The organism is Actinomycetospora sp. CA-084318 (genome assembly GCF_050955885.1).
Lineage (GTDB): Bacteria > Actinomycetota > Actinomycetes > Mycobacteriales > Pseudonocardiaceae > Actinomycetospora.
The window spans coordinates 4,161,767-4,178,363 of record NZ_CP192098.1 but is presented as its reverse complement, the minus strand read 5'-3'; the positions used below and the strand labels follow the sequence as shown (position 1 = coordinate 4,178,363).

15 protein-coding genes are annotated in these 16,597 nt (G+C 75.0%); 8 read left to right on the top strand and 7 right to left on the bottom strand.

Going from position 1 to position 16,597, the window contains the following annotated elements; genetic code table 11:
* Positions 1-5: 5 nt before the first annotated feature.
* Positions 6-1,628 (top strand): hypothetical protein, encoded by a 1,623-nt coding sequence (locus ACQPYX_RS20465; protein ID WP_433799121.1) that lies wholly within the window; start codon positions 6-8, stop codon positions 1,626-1,628.
* Entirely contained in the window at positions 1,538-2,086 is a 549-nt protein-coding gene (locus ACQPYX_RS20460) for a hypothetical protein (protein ID WP_433799120.1), read from the top strand. The genes ACQPYX_RS20465 and ACQPYX_RS20460 overlap by 91 nt, the downstream gene beginning before the upstream one ends.
* 62 nt (positions 2,087-2,148) lie before the next feature.
* On the opposite strand, the gene ACQPYX_RS20455 is transcribed toward ACQPYX_RS20460, so the two are convergent.
* Positions 2,149-2,553 (bottom strand): VOC family protein, encoded by a 405-nt coding sequence (locus ACQPYX_RS20455; RefSeq protein WP_433799119.1) that lies wholly within the window; start codon positions 2,551-2,553, stop codon positions 2,149-2,151.
* 82 nt (positions 2,554-2,635) lie between these two features.
* On the opposite strand from ACQPYX_RS20455, the gene ACQPYX_RS20450 reads away from it, so the two are divergent.
* On the top strand, positions 2,636-5,806 hold the full coding sequence (locus tag ACQPYX_RS20450; RefSeq protein ID WP_433799118.1) for a BTAD domain-containing putative transcriptional regulator: 3,171 nt from the start codon (positions 2,636-2,638) through the stop codon (positions 5,804-5,806).
* A gap of 63 nt (positions 5,807-5,869) precedes the next feature.
* Complete coding sequence (locus ACQPYX_RS20445; protein ID WP_433799117.1) at positions 5,870-6,538, top strand: hypothetical protein; 669 nt, start codon at positions 5,870-5,872, stop codon at positions 6,536-6,538.
* Between the two features lie 52 nt (positions 6,539-6,590).
* Here ACQPYX_RS20445 and ACQPYX_RS20440 read toward each other — a convergent pair whose 3' ends face one another.
* The 3 genes from ACQPYX_RS20440 to ACQPYX_RS20430 are packed head-to-tail and all read right to left on the bottom strand — an operon-like array spanning position 6,591 to position 9,376.
* Entirely contained in the window at positions 6,591-7,535 is a 945-nt protein-coding gene (locus ACQPYX_RS20440; protein ID WP_433799116.1) for an MBL fold metallo-hydrolase, read from the bottom strand.
* On the bottom strand, positions 7,532-8,449 hold the full coding sequence (locus ACQPYX_RS20435) for a fumarylacetoacetate hydrolase family protein (protein WP_433799115.1): 918 nt from the start codon (positions 8,447-8,449) through the stop codon (positions 7,532-7,534). The genes ACQPYX_RS20440 and ACQPYX_RS20435 overlap by 4 nt, the downstream gene beginning before the upstream one ends.
* Positions 8,450-8,497: 48 nt before the next feature.
* Complete coding sequence (locus ACQPYX_RS20430; protein WP_433799114.1) at positions 8,498-9,376, bottom strand: LysR family transcriptional regulator; 879 nt, start codon at positions 9,374-9,376, stop codon at positions 8,498-8,500.
* A gap of 153 nt (positions 9,377-9,529) precedes the next feature.
* On the opposite strand from ACQPYX_RS20430, the gene ACQPYX_RS20425 reads away from it, so the two are divergent.
* The gene (locus tag ACQPYX_RS20425; RefSeq protein ID WP_433799113.1) at positions 9,530-11,020 is read left to right on the top strand and encodes an amidohydrolase family protein; all 1,491 of its coding nucleotides are present in this window, start codon (positions 9,530-9,532) and stop codon (positions 11,018-11,020) included.
* On the opposite strand, the gene ACQPYX_RS20420 is transcribed toward ACQPYX_RS20425, so the two are convergent.
* Genes ACQPYX_RS20420 through ACQPYX_RS20410 form a run of 3 tightly spaced genes read right to left on the bottom strand, consistent with a single transcriptional unit; the run spans position 10,963 to position 13,762 of the window.
* Complete coding sequence (locus tag ACQPYX_RS20420; RefSeq protein ID WP_433799112.1) at positions 10,963-11,790, bottom strand: ABC transporter permease subunit; 828 nt, start codon at positions 11,788-11,790, stop codon at positions 10,963-10,965. The genes ACQPYX_RS20425 and ACQPYX_RS20420 overlap by 58 nt on opposite strands.
* Positions 11,787-12,728: an ABC transporter ATP-binding protein gene (locus ACQPYX_RS20415; protein ID WP_433799111.1), complete on the bottom strand. Its 942-nt coding sequence runs from the start codon at positions 12,726-12,728 to the stop codon at positions 11,787-11,789. The genes ACQPYX_RS20420 and ACQPYX_RS20415 overlap by 4 nt, the downstream gene beginning before the upstream one ends.
* Before the next feature lie 2 nt (positions 12,729-12,730).
* Positions 12,731-13,762 carry a LolA family protein gene (locus tag ACQPYX_RS20410; protein ID WP_433799110.1) on the bottom strand — a complete coding sequence of 344 codons (1,032 nt, stop codon included), beginning with the start codon at positions 13,760-13,762 and terminating at the stop codon, positions 12,731-12,733.
* Between the two features lie 65 nt (positions 13,763-13,827).
* Between ACQPYX_RS20410 and ACQPYX_RS20405 the strand changes: the two genes are divergently transcribed.
* The 3 genes from ACQPYX_RS20405 (at position 13,828) to ACQPYX_RS20395 (ending at position 16,585) form a co-directional block, all read left to right on the top strand.
* The gene (locus ACQPYX_RS20405) at positions 13,828-14,472 is read left to right on the top strand and encodes a cyclase family protein (protein ID WP_433799109.1); all 645 of its coding nucleotides are present in this window, start codon (positions 13,828-13,830) and stop codon (positions 14,470-14,472) included.
* A gap of 44 nt (positions 14,473-14,516) precedes the next feature.
* On the top strand, positions 14,517-15,173 hold the full coding sequence (locus tag ACQPYX_RS20400; protein WP_433803772.1) for a response regulator transcription factor: 657 nt from the start codon (positions 14,517-14,519) through the stop codon (positions 15,171-15,173).
* 113 nt (positions 15,174-15,286) lie between these two features.
* Positions 15,287-16,585, top strand: a complete 1,299-nt coding sequence (locus ACQPYX_RS20395) for a sensor histidine kinase (protein ID WP_433799108.1) — start codon at positions 15,287-15,289, stop codon at positions 16,583-16,585.
* Positions 16,586-16,597 lie beyond the last annotated feature (12 nt).

The window sequence follows — 16,597 nt, the reverse complement described above, 5'->3', positions numbered from 1 at the left end:
CGCTCATGCGGCTGCTCAAGGTCCTGTCCGACGACGGCCACCCCGTCGCGTCGCCTCGATGCGCAGGATGCGGCAAGGAGACCGCGGACCTGCCGCGACTGGCGCCCATCGGGCGGATCTGCCAAGCCTGCGACGCCAAGAACCACGCCAGCGACTGCGCACGATGCGGGCGAGCCGACACGCGCATCGCCGCGCGCCGCCCCGAAGGTCGAATCTGCTATTCCTGCTACGGCAGAGAGCGGCAGCGAACAGCGCCCTGCTCCCGATGCGGTCGCGACAGGCTGGTCGTCGCCCGCCTCGACAATGGCGACGGGCTCTGCGCCCGCTGCTGGACCCCACCGCCGCGGCGCTGCGTCAGCTGCGAACAGATGGGACGCATCGCCTTCATCGGGCCGGCCGGTCCGCTCTGTCCCAACTGCTATCGCCGCGACCACCGGCGCCGCGCACTCTGCGGACGATGCAACCGCGTCCGGATCGTCTCTCGCCGCGGCACCGACGGCCAGCCCGACCTCTGCGAGACCTGCAACCCGGGCATCACCGCCATTTGCGGCCAGTGCGGCCGCGACCGCCGCGGCCGCCGCGATGACACTGGCCAGTGGATCTGCAAGAACTGCACGCCTCGCATCCCGCGGACCTGCGCCCGCTGCAGCCGCTCCCGGCCAGTCCACGCGTTGCTGCCACTCGGAGCGGTCTGCAACTCCTGCCACATCGCACTGCACGATCACCCCGCTACCTGCGCCAGCTGCCACGAGACACGCGTCCTGATCGGTCGCGACGAGCGCGGCCCCATCTGCGGGCCCTGCGCCGGGAGCGCTCTCGATCCCCGTTGCCGCACCTGCAGCCGCCCAGGGCGCCATCACACCGGGGACAAGTGCGCACGATGCGTGCTTTCGGACCGGATCGACGACCTACTCACTGGCTCTGACGGCGCCCCGAACGCACGTCTCGAGCCGGTCCGAAGGCTGCTGATCGCCTCCGAGCACCATCCCCACGGCCTGATCGCATGGCTCGATCGCAGCGGCGTCGCGCAGCTACTGCGTCAGCTCGCGAGCCGCAAGGAAGCGATCACCTACGACGTCCTCGACACTTTTCCTCAGAACCACGCGAACACCTTCCTACGCGCGGTACTCGTCGAGGCTGGCATCCTGCCCGCGCGCAACGACGATCTCGAACGCGTTCGACCTTGGCTCGAGACCGTCCTCGCCGACCAGCCCGACCACCACGTTCGGCTGATCCGACCGTTCGTCCACTGGTTCCTGCTACGCCGCGCCCGTCGCGCTGCCGCGCGCCGCCGTTACGAGACCAACGCGAGTCGGCTCGTCCGCGCCAGGGTCCGTGTCGCTCTAGAATTTCTCGCCTGGCTCGACGACCTGCACCAAGACCTCGCCACGCTTGACCAGCAGACCGTCGACCGCTGGCTGACCGAGGGGCCGCCTCGAAGGCGTGAGGTCCGTTCATTCCTGTGGCCTGGGCGCGCTCTCACCAGCTCACGAAGGAGCTGCGGGTCCCGTTCCCGCCACGGCAACAGCCCGAAGCGATGCTCGAGGAACGGGAGCGCTGGCGGCTGCTCGAGCGATGCTTCGACGACACGACTCAACCGCTCGACACGCGCGCTGCCGGCGCACTGATCCTCCTCTACGGACTCCCGCTGATCCGAATCCGAAGCCTCACCGCGGACCACCTCGACCATCAGTCCGACGAACGAACCCACCTCATCGTCGGCGCCCACCGCCTCCTGCTGCCACCCAAGCTCGCCCACATGCTCAGCCGTCTCGCCGAAGCCGGCTCCGGACGCTCTCGCTACCCGAATCGCCCCGACGCTCGGCGGTGGCTCTTCCCGGGGCTCGTTCCAGGCCGTCCCCTCAGCGCCGAAGGCTTCAACGTCAAGCTCACGCGCTTCGGCCTGCACACCCGACCAGCCCGCAACGCGGCCCTGATCTCACTCGCCGCGCAACTCCCGTCGGCTGTCCTGGCCGACCTCGTCGGGCTGCACCACAACACCGCTGCACGCTGGTCTCAGCTCGCCGCGCGCGACTGGCACGACTTCGTTGCCGCCCGACCGATGGTTTCCGCAGGTTCGGAATAGGTGCCCTGCACCAGTACGCGGCGAGGGTGCCGGCCGGGAGGTCGGCACCCTCCCCGGTGTGATCAGGACGTGGGCGGGGTCTGAACCACGACGACGACGTTGCCGTCCGGGTCGCGCAGCATGAACAGCAGCGGCGCGCCGGGCGACTCCATCGGCTCGGGGTCGATGTCGATCCCGCCCACGGCGCTGAGCCGGCGGTGCTCGGCGAGCACGTCGGTGGTCTCGACCCCGAGGCAGCCGCCGCCCGGCGCGCCGCCCATGGGCGGGTTCAGGGCGAGGCGCGCGACCGACCCCGGAGGCGCCACCTCGACCCAGCGCATCTCGCCGTGCTCCCCGAAGGCCGTGTCGCCGCGCAGTTCCCAGCCGAGGCGGTCGCGGTAGAACGCGAGGGCCGCGTCCTGGTCGGCCACGGCGAACATCACGACGCCGATCGAGGTCACGGTGGTCGGGACGGACGGTGCGGACACGGCTCCTCCTGAGGGTGCGACGGAGACCGGTACGTTAGTGCCACTCGATGATCCTGTTCAAGGACTGCATAGGCTGGACGGTGTGCTCCGCGTCGACGTCCTCGGCGACGTCCGCGCGACGATCGAGGGTCGGCCGGTCGACCTCGGCGGGCCCCGACAGCGGGCCGTGCTGGGCATGCTCGTCGCGGCCGGCGGCCGGATCGTCTCGACCGACCGTTTCCTCGAGGACCTGTGGGCGGGCAGCCCGCCGCCGAAGGCCCTCGGCGCCCTGCAGGCGTACGTCTCGCACCTGCGGCGGCGGATCGAGCCCGGGCGCGCACCGCGGACACCGGCCTCCGTCCTGGTCAGCGCCGCCCCCGGGTACCGGCTGGTGCTCCCGGCCGAGCAGGTCGACGCGTGGGAGGTCGTCCGCCTGGTCGACGACGCACGCACCGCCCCACCCGCCGAGGCGCTGGCGCTCGCGTCCCGGGTCCTGGCCCGCTGGGCCGGTGACCCGTTCGCCGCCTACCGCGACGAGTCGTGGGCGGCGGCGGAGGCGGACCGCCTCGCCGAGCTGCACGCCGCCGCCGCGGAGATCGCCGGGGAGGCGGCCCTCGCGCTCGGGCGCCCCGCCGACGCCCTCGGCGCCCTCACCGCGCTCGTCGACCGTGAGCCCCTCCGGGAGAGCGCGGCCGCGCTGCTCGCCCGGACCCTCGCGGCCCTCGGCCGCCCCGCCGACGCCCTCGCGGTGCTGCGGGCGGCCCGTGCCCGACTCGCCGACGAGCTCGGGCTCGACCCGGGCGGCGCCTGGCACGACGCCCAGCGGGCCGTGCTCGCCCCCGTCCCCGCCCCGACCCTCCGTCCGGGTCCCGAGCCCGATCCGCCGCCACCCGACGACGGCTTCCTCGGGCGGACCGGGGAACTCGCCCGCCTGCACCGAGCGGGGGCCGCCGTCGGCACCCGCGCGGGAATCGTGTGGATCGCCGCCGAGGCCGGGACGGGGAAGTCGGCGCTCGTCGACCGCTTCGCACAGGAGGTCACGGAGCGCCGCGTGCTGCGCGCCCGCTGCCCCGAGGCGGCCGGTGCGCCGCCGGGCTGGGCGTGGCGGGACCTCGTCGGCCGCGAGACCGGGACGACGCCGACGGCGACCGACCCGTTCGCGCTGGCCGCCGTGGTCGCGCCGGTGCTCGCCGGTCGGACCGCCCTCGTGGTCGAGGACCTCCACGGCGCCGACGGGGAGACCCTGCAGGTCCTGCGCCACCTGGTCGCGAACGGCGACGGCGCGCTGCTCGTCGTCGCGACCTACCGCGACGACGAGGTCGCCGACGACCTGCGGGCCACCCTCGCCCTGCTCGCCGCGCAGACCCTCGACCGGATCCGGCTCGGCGGGCTCGACCCCGCGTCCGGGCGGCGGCTGCTGCGCCGACATGCCGGCCGGGAGCTCGCCGAGCAGACGTGGCGGGCGCTGCTCGACCGCGCCGCGGGCAACGCCCTGTTCCTGCGGGAGCTCGGCGACCTCGCGCGGACCGAGGGCGACGACGTCGCGACCCGGGACCTCCCGGCGGGCGTCGCCGACGTCCTCGACCGCCGGCTCGCCCGGCTGCCGGCCCGGGCGGTCGCCACGCTGACCCGGGCGGCGGTGCTGGGACGGGAGATCGACGTCGACCTGATGCTCGAGGTCGACGTCCTGCGCGGGCCGCTCGAGGAGGACGACCTGCTCGACGACCTCGACACCGGCGTCGTGGCGGGCCTGCTCGAGAGCGACCCGGGCCTGCGCTTCTCGCACGCGTTGGTCCGCGACACCGTCGCCGACCGGATGCCGCCGTTGCGCCGGGCGCGAATGCACCGGGCCCTGCTCGACGCCCTCGCCGCCCGGCATCCGGAGCGGGTCCACACCCTGGCCCACCACGCGGAGCTGGCGCTCGACGGCGCCACCGCCGCCCGCACCCTCCCGTACCTGACGACGGGTGCGGCGGCGGCGCAGGCGGCGGGGGCGGTCGGGGAGGCCGTCCGGTGGCGCCGCGCGGCGGTGCGGGCCCACGAGCTCGGCGCCGGGGACACCGCGAGCCGGCTGCGCGCCCACCGGGACCTGGTCGGCGCGCTCGCCGCCGCCGGCGACCTGACCGCAGCGCTCGCCGCCCGGCAGGAGTCGGTCGCGCTGGCCCGCCGCCTCGGCGACGCCACCGACGAGGCCCGGGCCTGGAGCTGGGACGTCGTCGCCCTCTGGGCCACCCGCCCCGCCCTGGACGACCAGGACGCCGCCGTTGCCCGGGTGCAGGAGCTGCTAGGCGTCGTCGACCCGACCGACCGGCGCCTGCGGGCCGAGCTGCTCCTGGCGCTCGCCCACGAGTCGCAGCCGTGGCTCGTCGACCTCGGGCGGGCGGCGGGGGACGAGGCCCTGGACCTCGCCCGCGACCTCGGCGACCCGCGCCTGCTGTGCCGTGCGCTCGGCGTCGCCCACCTGCACACCTTCGCGGTGGCCGACCCGGACCACCAGCGTCGCGTGGGCGAGGAGATGCTCGCCGTCGCCGACCGCGCCCACCTGGGGGACCACGTCGCGCTCGCGCACCTCGTACTCTCCGCCGCCGCGGTCGGGCGCGCCGACCTCGACGCGGCCCGGCGCCACCTCGACGCCGCGACCGCCACCGCCGGGGCCGGCCAGCTCCCGGTGCTCGCCCTGTCGGTCGCCGTCTTCGCCGCGACCCTCGACCTCGTGCACGGCCGGCTCGACGCCGCCCGCGAGGCGTTCGACGACCTCTCCGCCCGCATCACCGCCTCCGGGGATCCGAACGGCCGCGTCATCCGGGCCTGGATCCTGACGACGGTGGCCGCGGTCGCCGGGGACTGCTCCGTCGTCGTCGACGAGCTCGAGGCGATCGCGACGGCGGGTGCGGCGGACTACGTCGCCGTCCTGCGGGTCATGGCGCTGCTCGACGCCGGACGGGAGGACGACGCCCGCGCGCTCTGGCCGCTCCCGCCCTATCCCCGCGAGGCGACGTGGATGCTCGAGACCGCGCTCCAGTGCCTCGCCGCGTGCCGGCTCGGCGACGCGGCGGTGGTGCGACGCACGCGTGACCAGCTCCGGCCCTGGGCCGGGCAGCTCGTCCGCACCGGCAACGGCCAGCTCGTCCTCGGCCCCGTCGACCTCGTGCTCGCCCGGGCCGCGGTGGCGCTCGGCGAGGACCCGCGGCCGGACGCCGAGGCCGCGGCGACGCTCGCGCGGCGGCTCGGGGCGCCGCACTGGCTCGCCGCGGCGGAGGCCCTGTCCGGCTGAGGTGCAAGTCGATCGCAAGTGGTGTCGGGCAACGTCCACGACACCACCGATCGAGGAGTCACCATGACCGTCACCCACCGCCACCTGCTCGCCCTCGGCGGCGCCGCCCTCGCCCTGTCCGGGATCACCGGCCTCGTCGGCGGGATGCTGCACCCCGTCGTCGACGGGCAGTCCCATTCCGCCGCGTCGATCACGGCCCCGGGCGGTCCACCGGCCTACCTGCTGCTCTACGGCGGCGCGATCCTGCTGATGCTCGGCCTGCCCGCCGTCACCGCCTGGCTCGCGCCGCGCGTCGGCGTGCTCGGCGTCGTCGGGCTGACGCTGTACTTCGTGGGGAACGCGCTCTCGGCGCAGTCGCACCTCGTCGTCGAGGGCTTCGTCGCCCGCGAGATCCCACAGGCCGTTCCCGACGACGGTTCGATCATCGACTCGGGCTCGTTCGCGCTGCTGCAGACCGTCGGCGGGCTCGTCTTCGTCGCCGGGGTGCTCCTCACCGGGGTCGCGTTGTTGCGCCGAGGGTCCGGCGTCCCGTGGTGGATCGGCGCCGCGTTCGTGCTCTCCGCCCTCGGCGTGCTGGTCCCGTTGCCCGAGGCCCCGGTGCTGACCGGGCTGCAGGTCGAGCTGTTCGAGGCCGTGGGCACCGTCGGGCTCGGTGTGCTCGCGATCCGGGCCGCGCGCTCGTCCGTCGCGGCACCCACCCCTTCCGAGCGAGCGGCACTGTCGCGCACATAGATGCTGCGAGGGTGCCGTTCGCTCCGGTCGACGTCCGGCTCCGGGTCGGGAGTCAGGCCAGGCAGGTCAGCGGGCGCCCGCCGTTCCAGGTGACCATGTCGCCCAGCGCCGCCATGACGTCGATGGCGCCGCCGCGGGGGAGGCCGTCGAGCTCCGCGTAGGCGCGGTGCAGGTTCCCGACGATGCGTTCGGCGTCCGGCCAGTCGGCGAACCGGCCGAGGTCGGTGTCCTGCGCGGCCGCGAGCGGGGAGACTCCCGCCGCCCGTCCCCGCTCGGCGAGGTCGAGCACGAACCGCAGGTAGTCCAGCGTGGCGTCGAGCGGGGCCCGGTCGTGGAAGACCGGGCCGTGGCCGGGCACCGTCGTCGTCGCGCCGAGCGGGGCGACGACCTGCTCGAGGACGTCGACCGCGCCCGCGACCGACCCCATCAGCAGGAACGGCGTCCCGCCGTTGAACACCAGGTCGCCGCAGAACAGGGTGGACCGCTCCGGGAACCACACCAGGGAGTCGTTGGTGGTGTGCGCGGGCGTGCCGACGTGCAGGACGTCGGCGCGCAGGTCCCCGACGTGCAGCGCGACGCGGTCGGTGAAGGTGAGGAACGGCGGGTCGAGGGGGAGCGAACCCCACTGCGGGTTCTCCCAGAACGGCAGCTCCCGTGGCGGCCCGAACGCGATCATCTCCTCGCGGGCGCGTTCGTGCGCCACGATCGTCGCGGTGCCGAAGAGGGCGTTGCCCCAGGTGTGGTCGCCGTGGTGGTGGGTGTTGACCAGCGTCCGCACCGGGGCGGAGGTCACCGACGCGATCGCGTCGACGAAGGCGCGGGTGCGCCGCTCGGTGGAGCACGAGTCGACGGCGACCACCCCCTGGGGGCCGACCGCGAAGCCGGTGTTGTTGATCCACCAGGTGCCGTCGGGCTGCACGTAGGCGTGGATCCCGTCGGACACCTCCTCCAGGCGCGGCGGACCGGGGACGGTGATGTCGTGGGTGTGCGCGCTCACCGGGCGTTCTCCTTCCGGAGGGGATGGACGGGGGCGCCGGCGACGATCGGGGCGTCGACGGCGCCGAGGCCCTCGACCTCGAGCCGGACCCGGTCGCCGGGCAGGAGATAGGGGTAGGCGTCCGCGCCGTACACCCGGGAGAGCTCGAGGATGCAGCCGGTGCCCACCGTGCCGCTGCCGATCAGGTCGCCGGGCACCACCCGCGTGCCGCGCGAGGCGTAGGCGATCATCTCGCCGAACGACCAGTACAGGGCGTCGAGCCGGCCCGCGCTGTAGGGCGTCCCGTTCACCGCCGCGTTCATCGCGGCGGTCGCCGGCAGTTCGTCGGGAGTGAGCATCCAGGGGCCGCAGCTCGACGCCGAGTCCTTGCCCTTGGCCGGGCCGAGGTTCAGCTTCATCTCCTCGCCCTGCAGGTCGCGGGCGCTCCAGTCGCAGAACAGCACATAGCCGGCGATGTGGTCGACGGCCTCGTCGGGATCGAGGTCCGAGCCCTCCCGGCCGATCACCGCCGCGACCTCGAGCTCGTAGTCGAACGCGGCGCTGCCAGGGGAGACCGGGACGGGTTCGTGGGCGCCGCGCAGCGACGCCGGGTTGGTGAAGTAGAAGACCGGCTGGCGGTACCAGAGCGGGTCGACCGTCAGCCCGATCGCCGCGCTCGCCGTGACCACGTGCTCCTCGAAGGCCATGAAGTCCCGGATCGACGGCGGCCGCGGCACCGGGGGCAGCAGCGTGACGGTGCCCGGGTCGACGGCCGGACCCGCCAGGGCGTCCGAGGCGGCCGCACGCAGCCGAGCCCCGTCGTCACCGAGCAGGTCCAGCAGCGAGGTCCCGACGGGCGCGGGGTGCAGGGCGTCGTCCTGCCGGACCGCCGTCCGGACGGTGCCGTCGGCCTCCGCGTAGCTGCTCCAGCGCATGCGCGCTCCTCTCGTCGCCCACCAGCGTGCTCCGGTGCCCCGCGCCGATCATGGCTCGATCCGGTTGCGGTCGAGGCGCGCGACCGCGCGGGCGGCGGCCCGGAAGACCGTCACCGCGGCGCGGCGGTCGCCGGGGCGGCTGGCGACGGCGACCGTGGCGGGTGGCCCGTCCATCGGGACGTAGCGCACCCCGGGGTGCGGGAAGAAGCGTCGGGCGGGCTCGGCGTGCAGCCCGAGCCGGCCGCTCGTCGCCACCGCCGTCGCCACTCCCGCCGGCGAGCGCACCGTCACCCGGCCGCCGCGGCCGGCTCCCTCGCCCCATTCCGCGAGCCCGGCGGAGGCCCCGACCGGGGAGACGAGCCGCTGCCCGGTGACGTCGGAGGCGGTGAGCCGGTCGGCCCGGGCGAACTCCGAGTGCACCGGGACGACCGCGACGCGGTCGGTGGTCAGGACCCGGTCCAGCGTGAGATCGTCCGCGCCGCCCACGTCGTGCACGAGGGCGAGGTCGACCTCCCCGGCACGGACGGCGTCGTACTGGTCCGCCCAGGTCAGCTCCACGGTGTCCACCGTGAGGTCGGGGTGGCGGGCCTCGACGAGGTCCCGGACGTCGGGCCAGAGGTCGGCCAGGCCGAAGCCCAGTACACCGATCCGCAGCACCCCGGGCACCTCGCGCGGTGCGTCGACCTGTTCGACGAGGCCGTCCAGCTCGGCCAGGACCTGGCGCGCCCTGGGCAGGAAGCGCTCGCCGGCCGGGGTGAGCGCGACCCGGCGGCTGGTCCGGGCGAACAGTGGGGTCCCGAGCTCCCGTTCCAGGGCCTGGATCCGGCGCCCGAACGGCTGCGCGGCGATGTAGTGGGCCCGCGCGGCCCGTCCGAAGTGCAAGGTCTCCGCGAGCGTCACCGCGTACCGCAGGGCCTGGACGTCCATGTCCCACCACCTCGCCGCGCACCGGAAGGCCGTCGCGCGATGCTACGGCGCCCGGACCCGTCGTCGGGACTCCTCGATCGGAACCGGAACGGGACATGTTCGCCGGGGCGGTGCTCCCCATGCTGGCCTCCCACCGGCCACGAGGAGGCACCCATGGCACGCACCCTGATCCGGGGCGGTCACGTCCTGACGATGGACCCCGCGCTCGGCGACCTGGAGACCGGCGACGTCCTCGTCGAGAACGGGGTGATCGCCGCGGTCGCGCCCTCCCTGCCGGAGGTCGACGCGGAGGTGATCGACGCCCGCGGGTCCCTGGTCCTCCCCGGACTGATCGACACCCACCGGCACACGTGGCAGTCGCTCGCCCGCGGCATCTGCGGCGACTGGACGCTCGGTGACTACTACTTCGGCATCCGGCTCGCGATCTCGCCGGCGTTCACGGCCGACGACGTGCGGCTGGGGCAGCGGCTCGGCGGGCTGGACGCCCTGAACGCGGGCGTGACGGCGCTGCTCGACTTCTCGCACTGCAACAACACCCCCGACCACAGCGACGCCGCCGTGCTCGGCCTCCGTGAGGCCGGCATCCGCGCGGCGTTCTGCTACGGCTTCTTCGAGAGCTCGCCGGAGGCGTCGCGGTTCGGGGACCATGAGGCCCGGCTGGCGGACTTCCACCGCATCGCCGATAAGTACTTCCCGACGAGCGACGGCCTGCTGACCCTCGGCGTCTCGCTCTCCGAGCTGTTCGGCCTGCCCTTCGACCGCACGCTCGCCGAGCTCGCAGTCGCCCGCGAGCGCCGCGCCCTGATCGTCAACCACACCGGCTGTGTGTGGGGCAGCGTGCTCACCGAGGGAATCCCCGAGCTGGACGCCCTCGGGCTGCTCGGGCCGGACATGGTCCACGTGCACTGCAACACCCTCGGGGCCGCCGAGTGGGACGCCCTGGTCCGCAGCGGCGGGAAGGTGTCGATCTCCGTGGAGACGGAGCTGAACATGGGGATGGGCCGCCCGGTGTTCGAGCGCTGCCACCGCCACGGTCTGGCGCCGACGCTGTCCGCCGACGTCATCTCGCTGAACTCCGGCGACCTCTGGCACGAGATGCGCTTCGGACTCGGGTTCACGCGGTGGGAGGCGACGGAGGCCGTGAACCGGGCGGGCGCGATGCCGGAGCGGGTGACCACCCTCGCGAAGGAGGCGCTCACCTGGACGACCGTGAACGCCGCCGACGCGCTCGGCCTCGGCCACCGCATCGGGTCGCTCACCCCGGGCAAGCGCGCCGACCTGCAGCTCGTCGGCGGCGGTGCGCTCGAGCAGCACCCGCGGATCGACCCCTACGCGACGCTGGTCTTCCAGACCACGGCCGCGGACGTCACGACCGTGCTCGTGGACGGCCGGGTCGTGAAGCGCGACGGGGCGCTCACCGGCGTCGACCTGCCGCGTCTCACCGCCGAGGCCGACACCGCCGCCGACGCGATCCTGGGCCGCATCCGTGATGCCGGGCGCGACCTGCCCGGCCTCCCGCCCGGGGCGTTCGAGGCCCTCGAGCCCATCGCCCGTGGAGTCCACGCCGAGGCGGTGCAGGCCGCGTCTCAGCCGTCCCGGCGCGCCATCCGCCAGAACGTCACGCCCACGCCGAGCACGACGTAGACCAGGGCCCGCAGCGACGACGAGGCCAGTCCGTCGAGCGGCAGCGGGTCGCGGAGCACGTCGGTGCCGGCGGCGAAGCCGCTCGTCAGCAGCAGCGGCTGGAGCCAGTCGAGCGCGGGGATCGCCCCGAGGACGCCGAAGACGATCATGCCGCCGAGCACGCAGGCGAGGACCACCAGCGGGTGCTCGGTGAACGTCGAGATCGCGAGCGCCACGGCGCCGACGGCGAGCAGCTGCCCGATCGTCCACACCGCGACGAGGCCGATCCGCCCGAGGGCCTCGCCGAAGCCGAGCGTGGTCCCGGACAGCGTGATCAGCGAGCCCGGCCCGCCGACCACCACGGCGCCCGCGATCATCCCGACGACCGCGATGATCGCTACGGCGAGCACCGCCACGGTGATCACCCCCGCCGCCTTCATGACGACGAAGCGGGCGCGGCCGACCGGGGCGACCAGGAGTCCGCGCAACGTGCCGGAGCCGGCCTCGCCCGCCACCGCGTCGGCGGCGGCCGAGGCCACGGCGAGGGGCAGCAGCAGGGTCAGTGCGAGCCCGAGCGCGACGACGGGCAGGACGAACCCGTTGCCCGCCACCTGGGCGATCAGCCCTCGGCCACCTCGTCCGGCCACCGCGATCCCGATCGCGACGGCCACCGGGATCAGCGCCAGCAGCCCCAGCACGACGAGCGTGCGCGGGCGACGGAGCACCCACCGGATCTCCGCGCCGACCACACGACCGAGGGGGGCGTGGGTCCTCTCGAGTACCGCGGTCACGCGTCCTCCTCGGTCAGTCGCGCGAACAGCTCCTCGAGGTGGGCCCGTCGTCGGGTGAGCTCCCAGACCCCGATCCCGGCGTGCACCAGCGCCGCCACCACGGCCGGCGGCTCGACCTCGGTGACCGCCAGCGCGCCGTCGCGCAGGTAGGCCCGGAACCCGGCGGCGCGCAGGGCCGCCAGCCCCCGGTCCGGGTCGTCGACGGTGACGGCGAGCTCCCCGTCGGAGGCCAGCAGCGTCGCGAGCTCGCCCGAGACCAGCAGCGACCCCTTCGCGAGCACCGCCACGTGCGTGCACACCGCCTCGACCTCGGCGAGCAGGTGCGAGGACAGCAGCACCGTCGTGCCCGCCTCGTGCAGCTCCGCGATCACCCGTCGCACGTCGCGCGTGCCGGCCGGGTCCAGCCCGTTGGTCGGTTCGTCGAGCACGACGAGTCGCCGCGGCACGAGCAGCGCGGCCGCCAGCCCGAGCCGCTGCTTCATGCCCAGCGAGTAGCCCCGGTAGCGACGGCGGGCCGCATCGGTGAGCCCGACCCGCTCCAGCGCCGCGTCCACCGGCGCCCGCAGGTCGCCCTCCAGCCGCGGCTCGCAGGCCGCGGCGCGGAGCAGGTTGTCGCGCCCCGACAGGAAGGGGTGGAACCCGGGGCCCTCGACGAGCGCCCCGACGTCGGGAAGGGCCCGTTCGATCTGCGTCCCGTCGTGCCCGAGCAGCTCGACCCGACCCGCGGTCGGCGGGGTCAGCCCGAGCAGCATCCGGATCAGCGTCGTCTTGCCCGACCCGTTCGGACCGAGGAGCCCGACGACCGCGCCCGCCGGCAGGTCGAGGTCGACGCCGTCGACGGCGGTCACCGCGCCGTAGGTCTTGCGGAGGTCCCGCAGCCGGGCGGCGGGTTCGATCCCCGTTCCCGACGACGGGTCGGTGCGAATCTCCTCGGTCACGCTCACTTCGTACCCAGGGCCTCGGCCACGACCGGCTCCGGCACCGCGCCGACGGCGACGCGCCCGTCGTCGGTGACGATCGCCGTGCCGACCGCGGTCGTGATCGCCCGGCCGGAGCCGAACGCACCGGTGACCGGCGTGCCGAGCGCGTTCAGGTCGGGGGCGCCCTCGGGACGCTGCGGAGCCGGCTGGCCCTGCTGCGGCGCCGGGCGCTGGAACACCACGACGCGGTCCCAGCCGTCGCCGACGGTGCGGGCGCCGTCCGGCGGGCCCTGGCGGTCCGGTCGGTCACCCTGTCCCCGGGCCGGGGCGTCCTTGACGGTCGTGCCGGGCGGCGGGGTGAAGGTGAACAGCGACGGGTCCTGCGGACCGAACGTCACGTCGTCGAACCCGATCTGCAGCGCGGGCGTCGAGGACCCGGTCGCGAGGACGGTGAGCTGCAGCGGGATGCGCTTCTCGGCGTCGACCGCGACCCGGACCTCGCGCAGCATCGTGCGCTCGGTGGGCTGCGGGGTGAGCACCAGCGTGTAGGCGGGCCGCCCCGCGACCTCGGCGGTGCCGTCGACCGCCACCTGGCTCGTCTTCCGGAGCTCGCCGATGATCTGCGCGGAGGCGCCCGCCGGGTCGGTCTGCGGGTCCTTCTGCTCGGGCGCGCCGCCCGTCGAGCGGGTGGCGGTGCGGTCGGTCGCGTCGTAGGCCCAGCGGGTGGTGCCGTCCGAGACCAGCGTCTTCTCGCCGTCGCCGGAGGGCAGGGCGACCCGGCCCTTCCCGTCGCCGCCGGACCACACGCGGGCGGACTGCTCACCGTTCCCGAGCTGGGGCGCCCCGGGCAGGGCCGGCAGGCCGAGCTCGTTGTCGATCCCGACGGTGCCGTTGAACGGCCCGGGCTGCGCGGTCATCACCGAGGCGACCAGGTCCTCGGGACTCACCGGCGGGAGCTGCGGCTGCGCCGCCGCCGTCGGCATCGCGATCACCGCGGCGGCGACCGCGCCGACCGCCACCGCCCCTGCTGCCCCGAACCATCTGCGCCTCATGGACACCATCCTGCGGCGGTCGGGCTGAGAGGCTCACAGCTCGGGCGGTAGCGGATGATCACGCGGTGACCCTGATCGACCTCAGCCACCCCATCGAGCACGACATGGTGACCTACCCCGGCCTGCCGGGGCCGCGGATCAGCGACCACATGAGCTTCGAGGACTCGGTCGGCCGTTACGCCGAGGGCACGGAGTTCGCCATCGGCGCCGTCTCGATGGTCGCCAACACCGGGACCTACCTCGACACCCCCGCGCACCGGTACCGCGCCGGCCACGACCTGTCCGGCCTCCCGCTGGAGCGGTGCGTCGACCTGCCGGCCGTGGTCGTGGAGGCCACCGGGGACATCGGTCCCGACCAGCTCCCGGGCGAGGACCTCACCGGCCACGCCGTCCTGCTGCGGACCGGCTGGGATCGCCACTGGCGCACCGAGCACTACGGCGACCCGTCCCACCCGTTCCTGACGGCGGACGGTGCCCGCCACCTCGTCGCGCGCGGCGCGGTGCTCGTCGGGATCGACACGGTCAACATCGACGACACGAGCGGCGACGAGCGGCCCGCGCACACGCTCCTGCTGGGTGGTGAGGTGCTCGTGCTCGAACACCTCACCGGGCTCGACCGGCTCCCGGCCCGCGGGGCGCGGCTGACGGCGGCCCCACCGGCCGTCGTCGGGATGGCGACGTTCCCGGTCCGGGCCTTCGCGCGGATCTGAGACCACCACAGCTCGACGGCGCTACGGTCGCGCACGTGCCCCGCGTGCTGGTCGTCGACGACGAGCCGGGCGTGCGCGCGGCCCTCGTGCGGGGGCTCGGCGCCGAGGGCATGGACGTCGTCGCCGTGGGGGACGGGCCGACCGGGCTCGCCGAGGCGTCGACGGGCACGTTCGACGCGGTCGTCCTCGACATCATCCTGCCCGGGCTCTCCGGCTACCGGGTGCTCGAGCAGCTGCGCGCCGACGGCGTGGAGACCCCCGTGCTGCTGCTCTCGGCCAAGGACGGCGAGGTGGACCAGGCCGACGGCCTCGACCTGGGCGCCGACGGGTACGTGGTCAAGCCGTTCTCGTTCGTCGTGCTGGTCGCGCAGCTCCGGGCCCTGCTGCGCCGCCGTGCCCCGTCGGCACCGCGGGTCGTCGTCGGGGCGTTGACGCTCGACGGCGAGACCGCCGTGTGGGCGGACCGTGAGGTCGGGTTGTCCGCCCGGGAGCTCGCCGTCCTGCGGCACCTCGCCCAGCGGCCGGGCATCACGGTGACGAAGGACGAGCTGCTCACCGCGGTGTGGGGTGACGGCGCGGCCGCGCGCAACGTCGTCGAGGTGTACGTCGGCTATCTGCGTCGCAAGCTCGCCGCGGTGGGCGCGGACGGGCTCGTCGTCACCGAGCGCGGACGCGGGTACCGACTCGACCCACGGTCGTGAGCTCCCCTCCCTCTCCTCCCTCCCCGCGTGAGGGGAACCCTCGTGCTGCTGGAGCGGTCGAATCCTCCCCTCACCGCCGACGCGGACCCGGTATCTGGTGGGCCCGGCGCACGGTGCGGACGCGGATCGCGCTCGTGGTCGGGGTGGTCGCGCTCGTGGTGCTCGGCGCCCTCGCGCGGCTGGGCGCGGGGCTGCTGCTCTCGGCCGTGGTCGAGGCGGGCGACGGGGAGCTGCGGGAGCGCGCGGTGGCCGCCTCCGTCGACGTCCGCAAAGCCGAGCCGCTCCCGCCGCCGCTGCGGGTGACCGACGTGGCCGGCGCCCCGGTCGACGGGCGAGGGTCGTTGCCGCTGGCGGAGCCGGTCGTCCGGGCGCTGGCGAGCGGGGAGCCGGTGACGGTCGCGGGGCCGGGGACCGAGCCGCGGCGGTGGGTGGCGGTCCCGGTGACGCTGCCGGACGGGACGCCGCGCCTGGTCCTCGCCTCGCGCGACCTGGTGGGGGCCGCGTCCCTGCTGGGCGACGCGGCGTCGTGGTTCGTGCCGGGGGTCGTGATCGCGGCGGTCGCGCTCGCGGCGGCGGCCTGGTTCGCGGCCGGCGCGGCACTGCGGCCGGTGACCCGCCTGCGCACAGCGGCGTCGGGACTCGGCGAGGGCGAGCGGTTGCCGGTGCCGCCGTCGCACGACGAGGTCGCCGCGCTGGCCGAGGAACTGAACGCCCTGCTCGCCCGGCGCGACGACGCGCTGTCGACCGTCCGCCGCTTCGCCGACGACGCCGCCCACGAGCTGCGCTCGCCGATCGCGTCGGTGCGGGCGCAGGCGGAGGTGGCGGTCGCGCACCCGCGGTCGGGGGAGGACACGGAGGCGTGGGCCGCGGTCGCGAAAGACGCCGAGCGGCTGTCCTCGCTGGTCACCGACCTGCTCGCGCTCGCCCGCGCGGACGGTGGGCGGCTCCCGACGGCGGAGCCGGTCGACCTGGGCGAGGCGGTCGCGGAGGCCGTGGAGCGGCAACCGGACGGACCGGTGATCACCGTGTGGGCCCCCGTCGCGGCGACCGCACTGGCGACGCCGGCGGAGGTCGGGCTGGTGCTCGACAACCTGCTCGGCAACGCCCGCCGCCACGCGCGCACCCTGGTGACGGTGTCGGTGGTGCCGGCCGGGTCGTGGGCCCGGCTGCTCGTCGACGACGACGGACCGGGCATCCCGGAGGACGAACGGACCCGCGTGTTCGACCGGTTCACGCGGCTGGACGCGACGGGCGGCACACCTGGCTCGGGCCTCGGGCTGGCCCTCGTGGCGAGGCTCGTGGAGAGCCGCAGTGGGACGGTCCGGGCGGCGCGCTCGCCGGAGGGCGGGGCGCGGATCGAGGTGCGCTGGCCCACCGCCCGAGCGAACGGCACGCTCGCGCACCTAGATTGAGCGGGAGTGCCG

Coding starts and splice junctions, on each gene's coding strand:
- ACQPYX_RS20435 (WP_433799115.1), bottom strand. CDS start 8,449: ATGCGCTGGAGCAGCTACGCGGAGGCCGACGGCACCGTCCGGACGGCG.
- ACQPYX_RS20425 (WP_433799113.1), top strand. CDS start 9,530: ATGGCACGCACCCTGATCCGGGGCGGTCACGTCCTGACGATGGACCCC.
- ACQPYX_RS20460 (WP_433799120.1), top strand. CDS start 1,538: ATGCTCGAGGAACGGGAGCGCTGGCGGCTGCTCGAGCGATGCTTCGAC.
- ACQPYX_RS20430 (WP_433799114.1), bottom strand. CDS start 9,376: ATGGACGTCCAGGCCCTGCGGTACGCGGTGACGCTCGCGGAGACCTTG.
- ACQPYX_RS20465 (WP_433799121.1), top strand. CDS start 6: ATGCGGCTGCTCAAGGTCCTGTCCGACGACGGCCACCCCGTCGCGTCG.
- ACQPYX_RS20445 (WP_433799117.1), top strand. CDS start 5,870: ATGACCGTCACCCACCGCCACCTGCTCGCCCTCGGCGGCGCCGCCCTC.
- ACQPYX_RS20410 (WP_433799110.1), bottom strand. CDS start 13,762: ATGAGGCGCAGATGGTTCGGGGCAGCAGGGGCGGTGGCGGTCGGCGCG.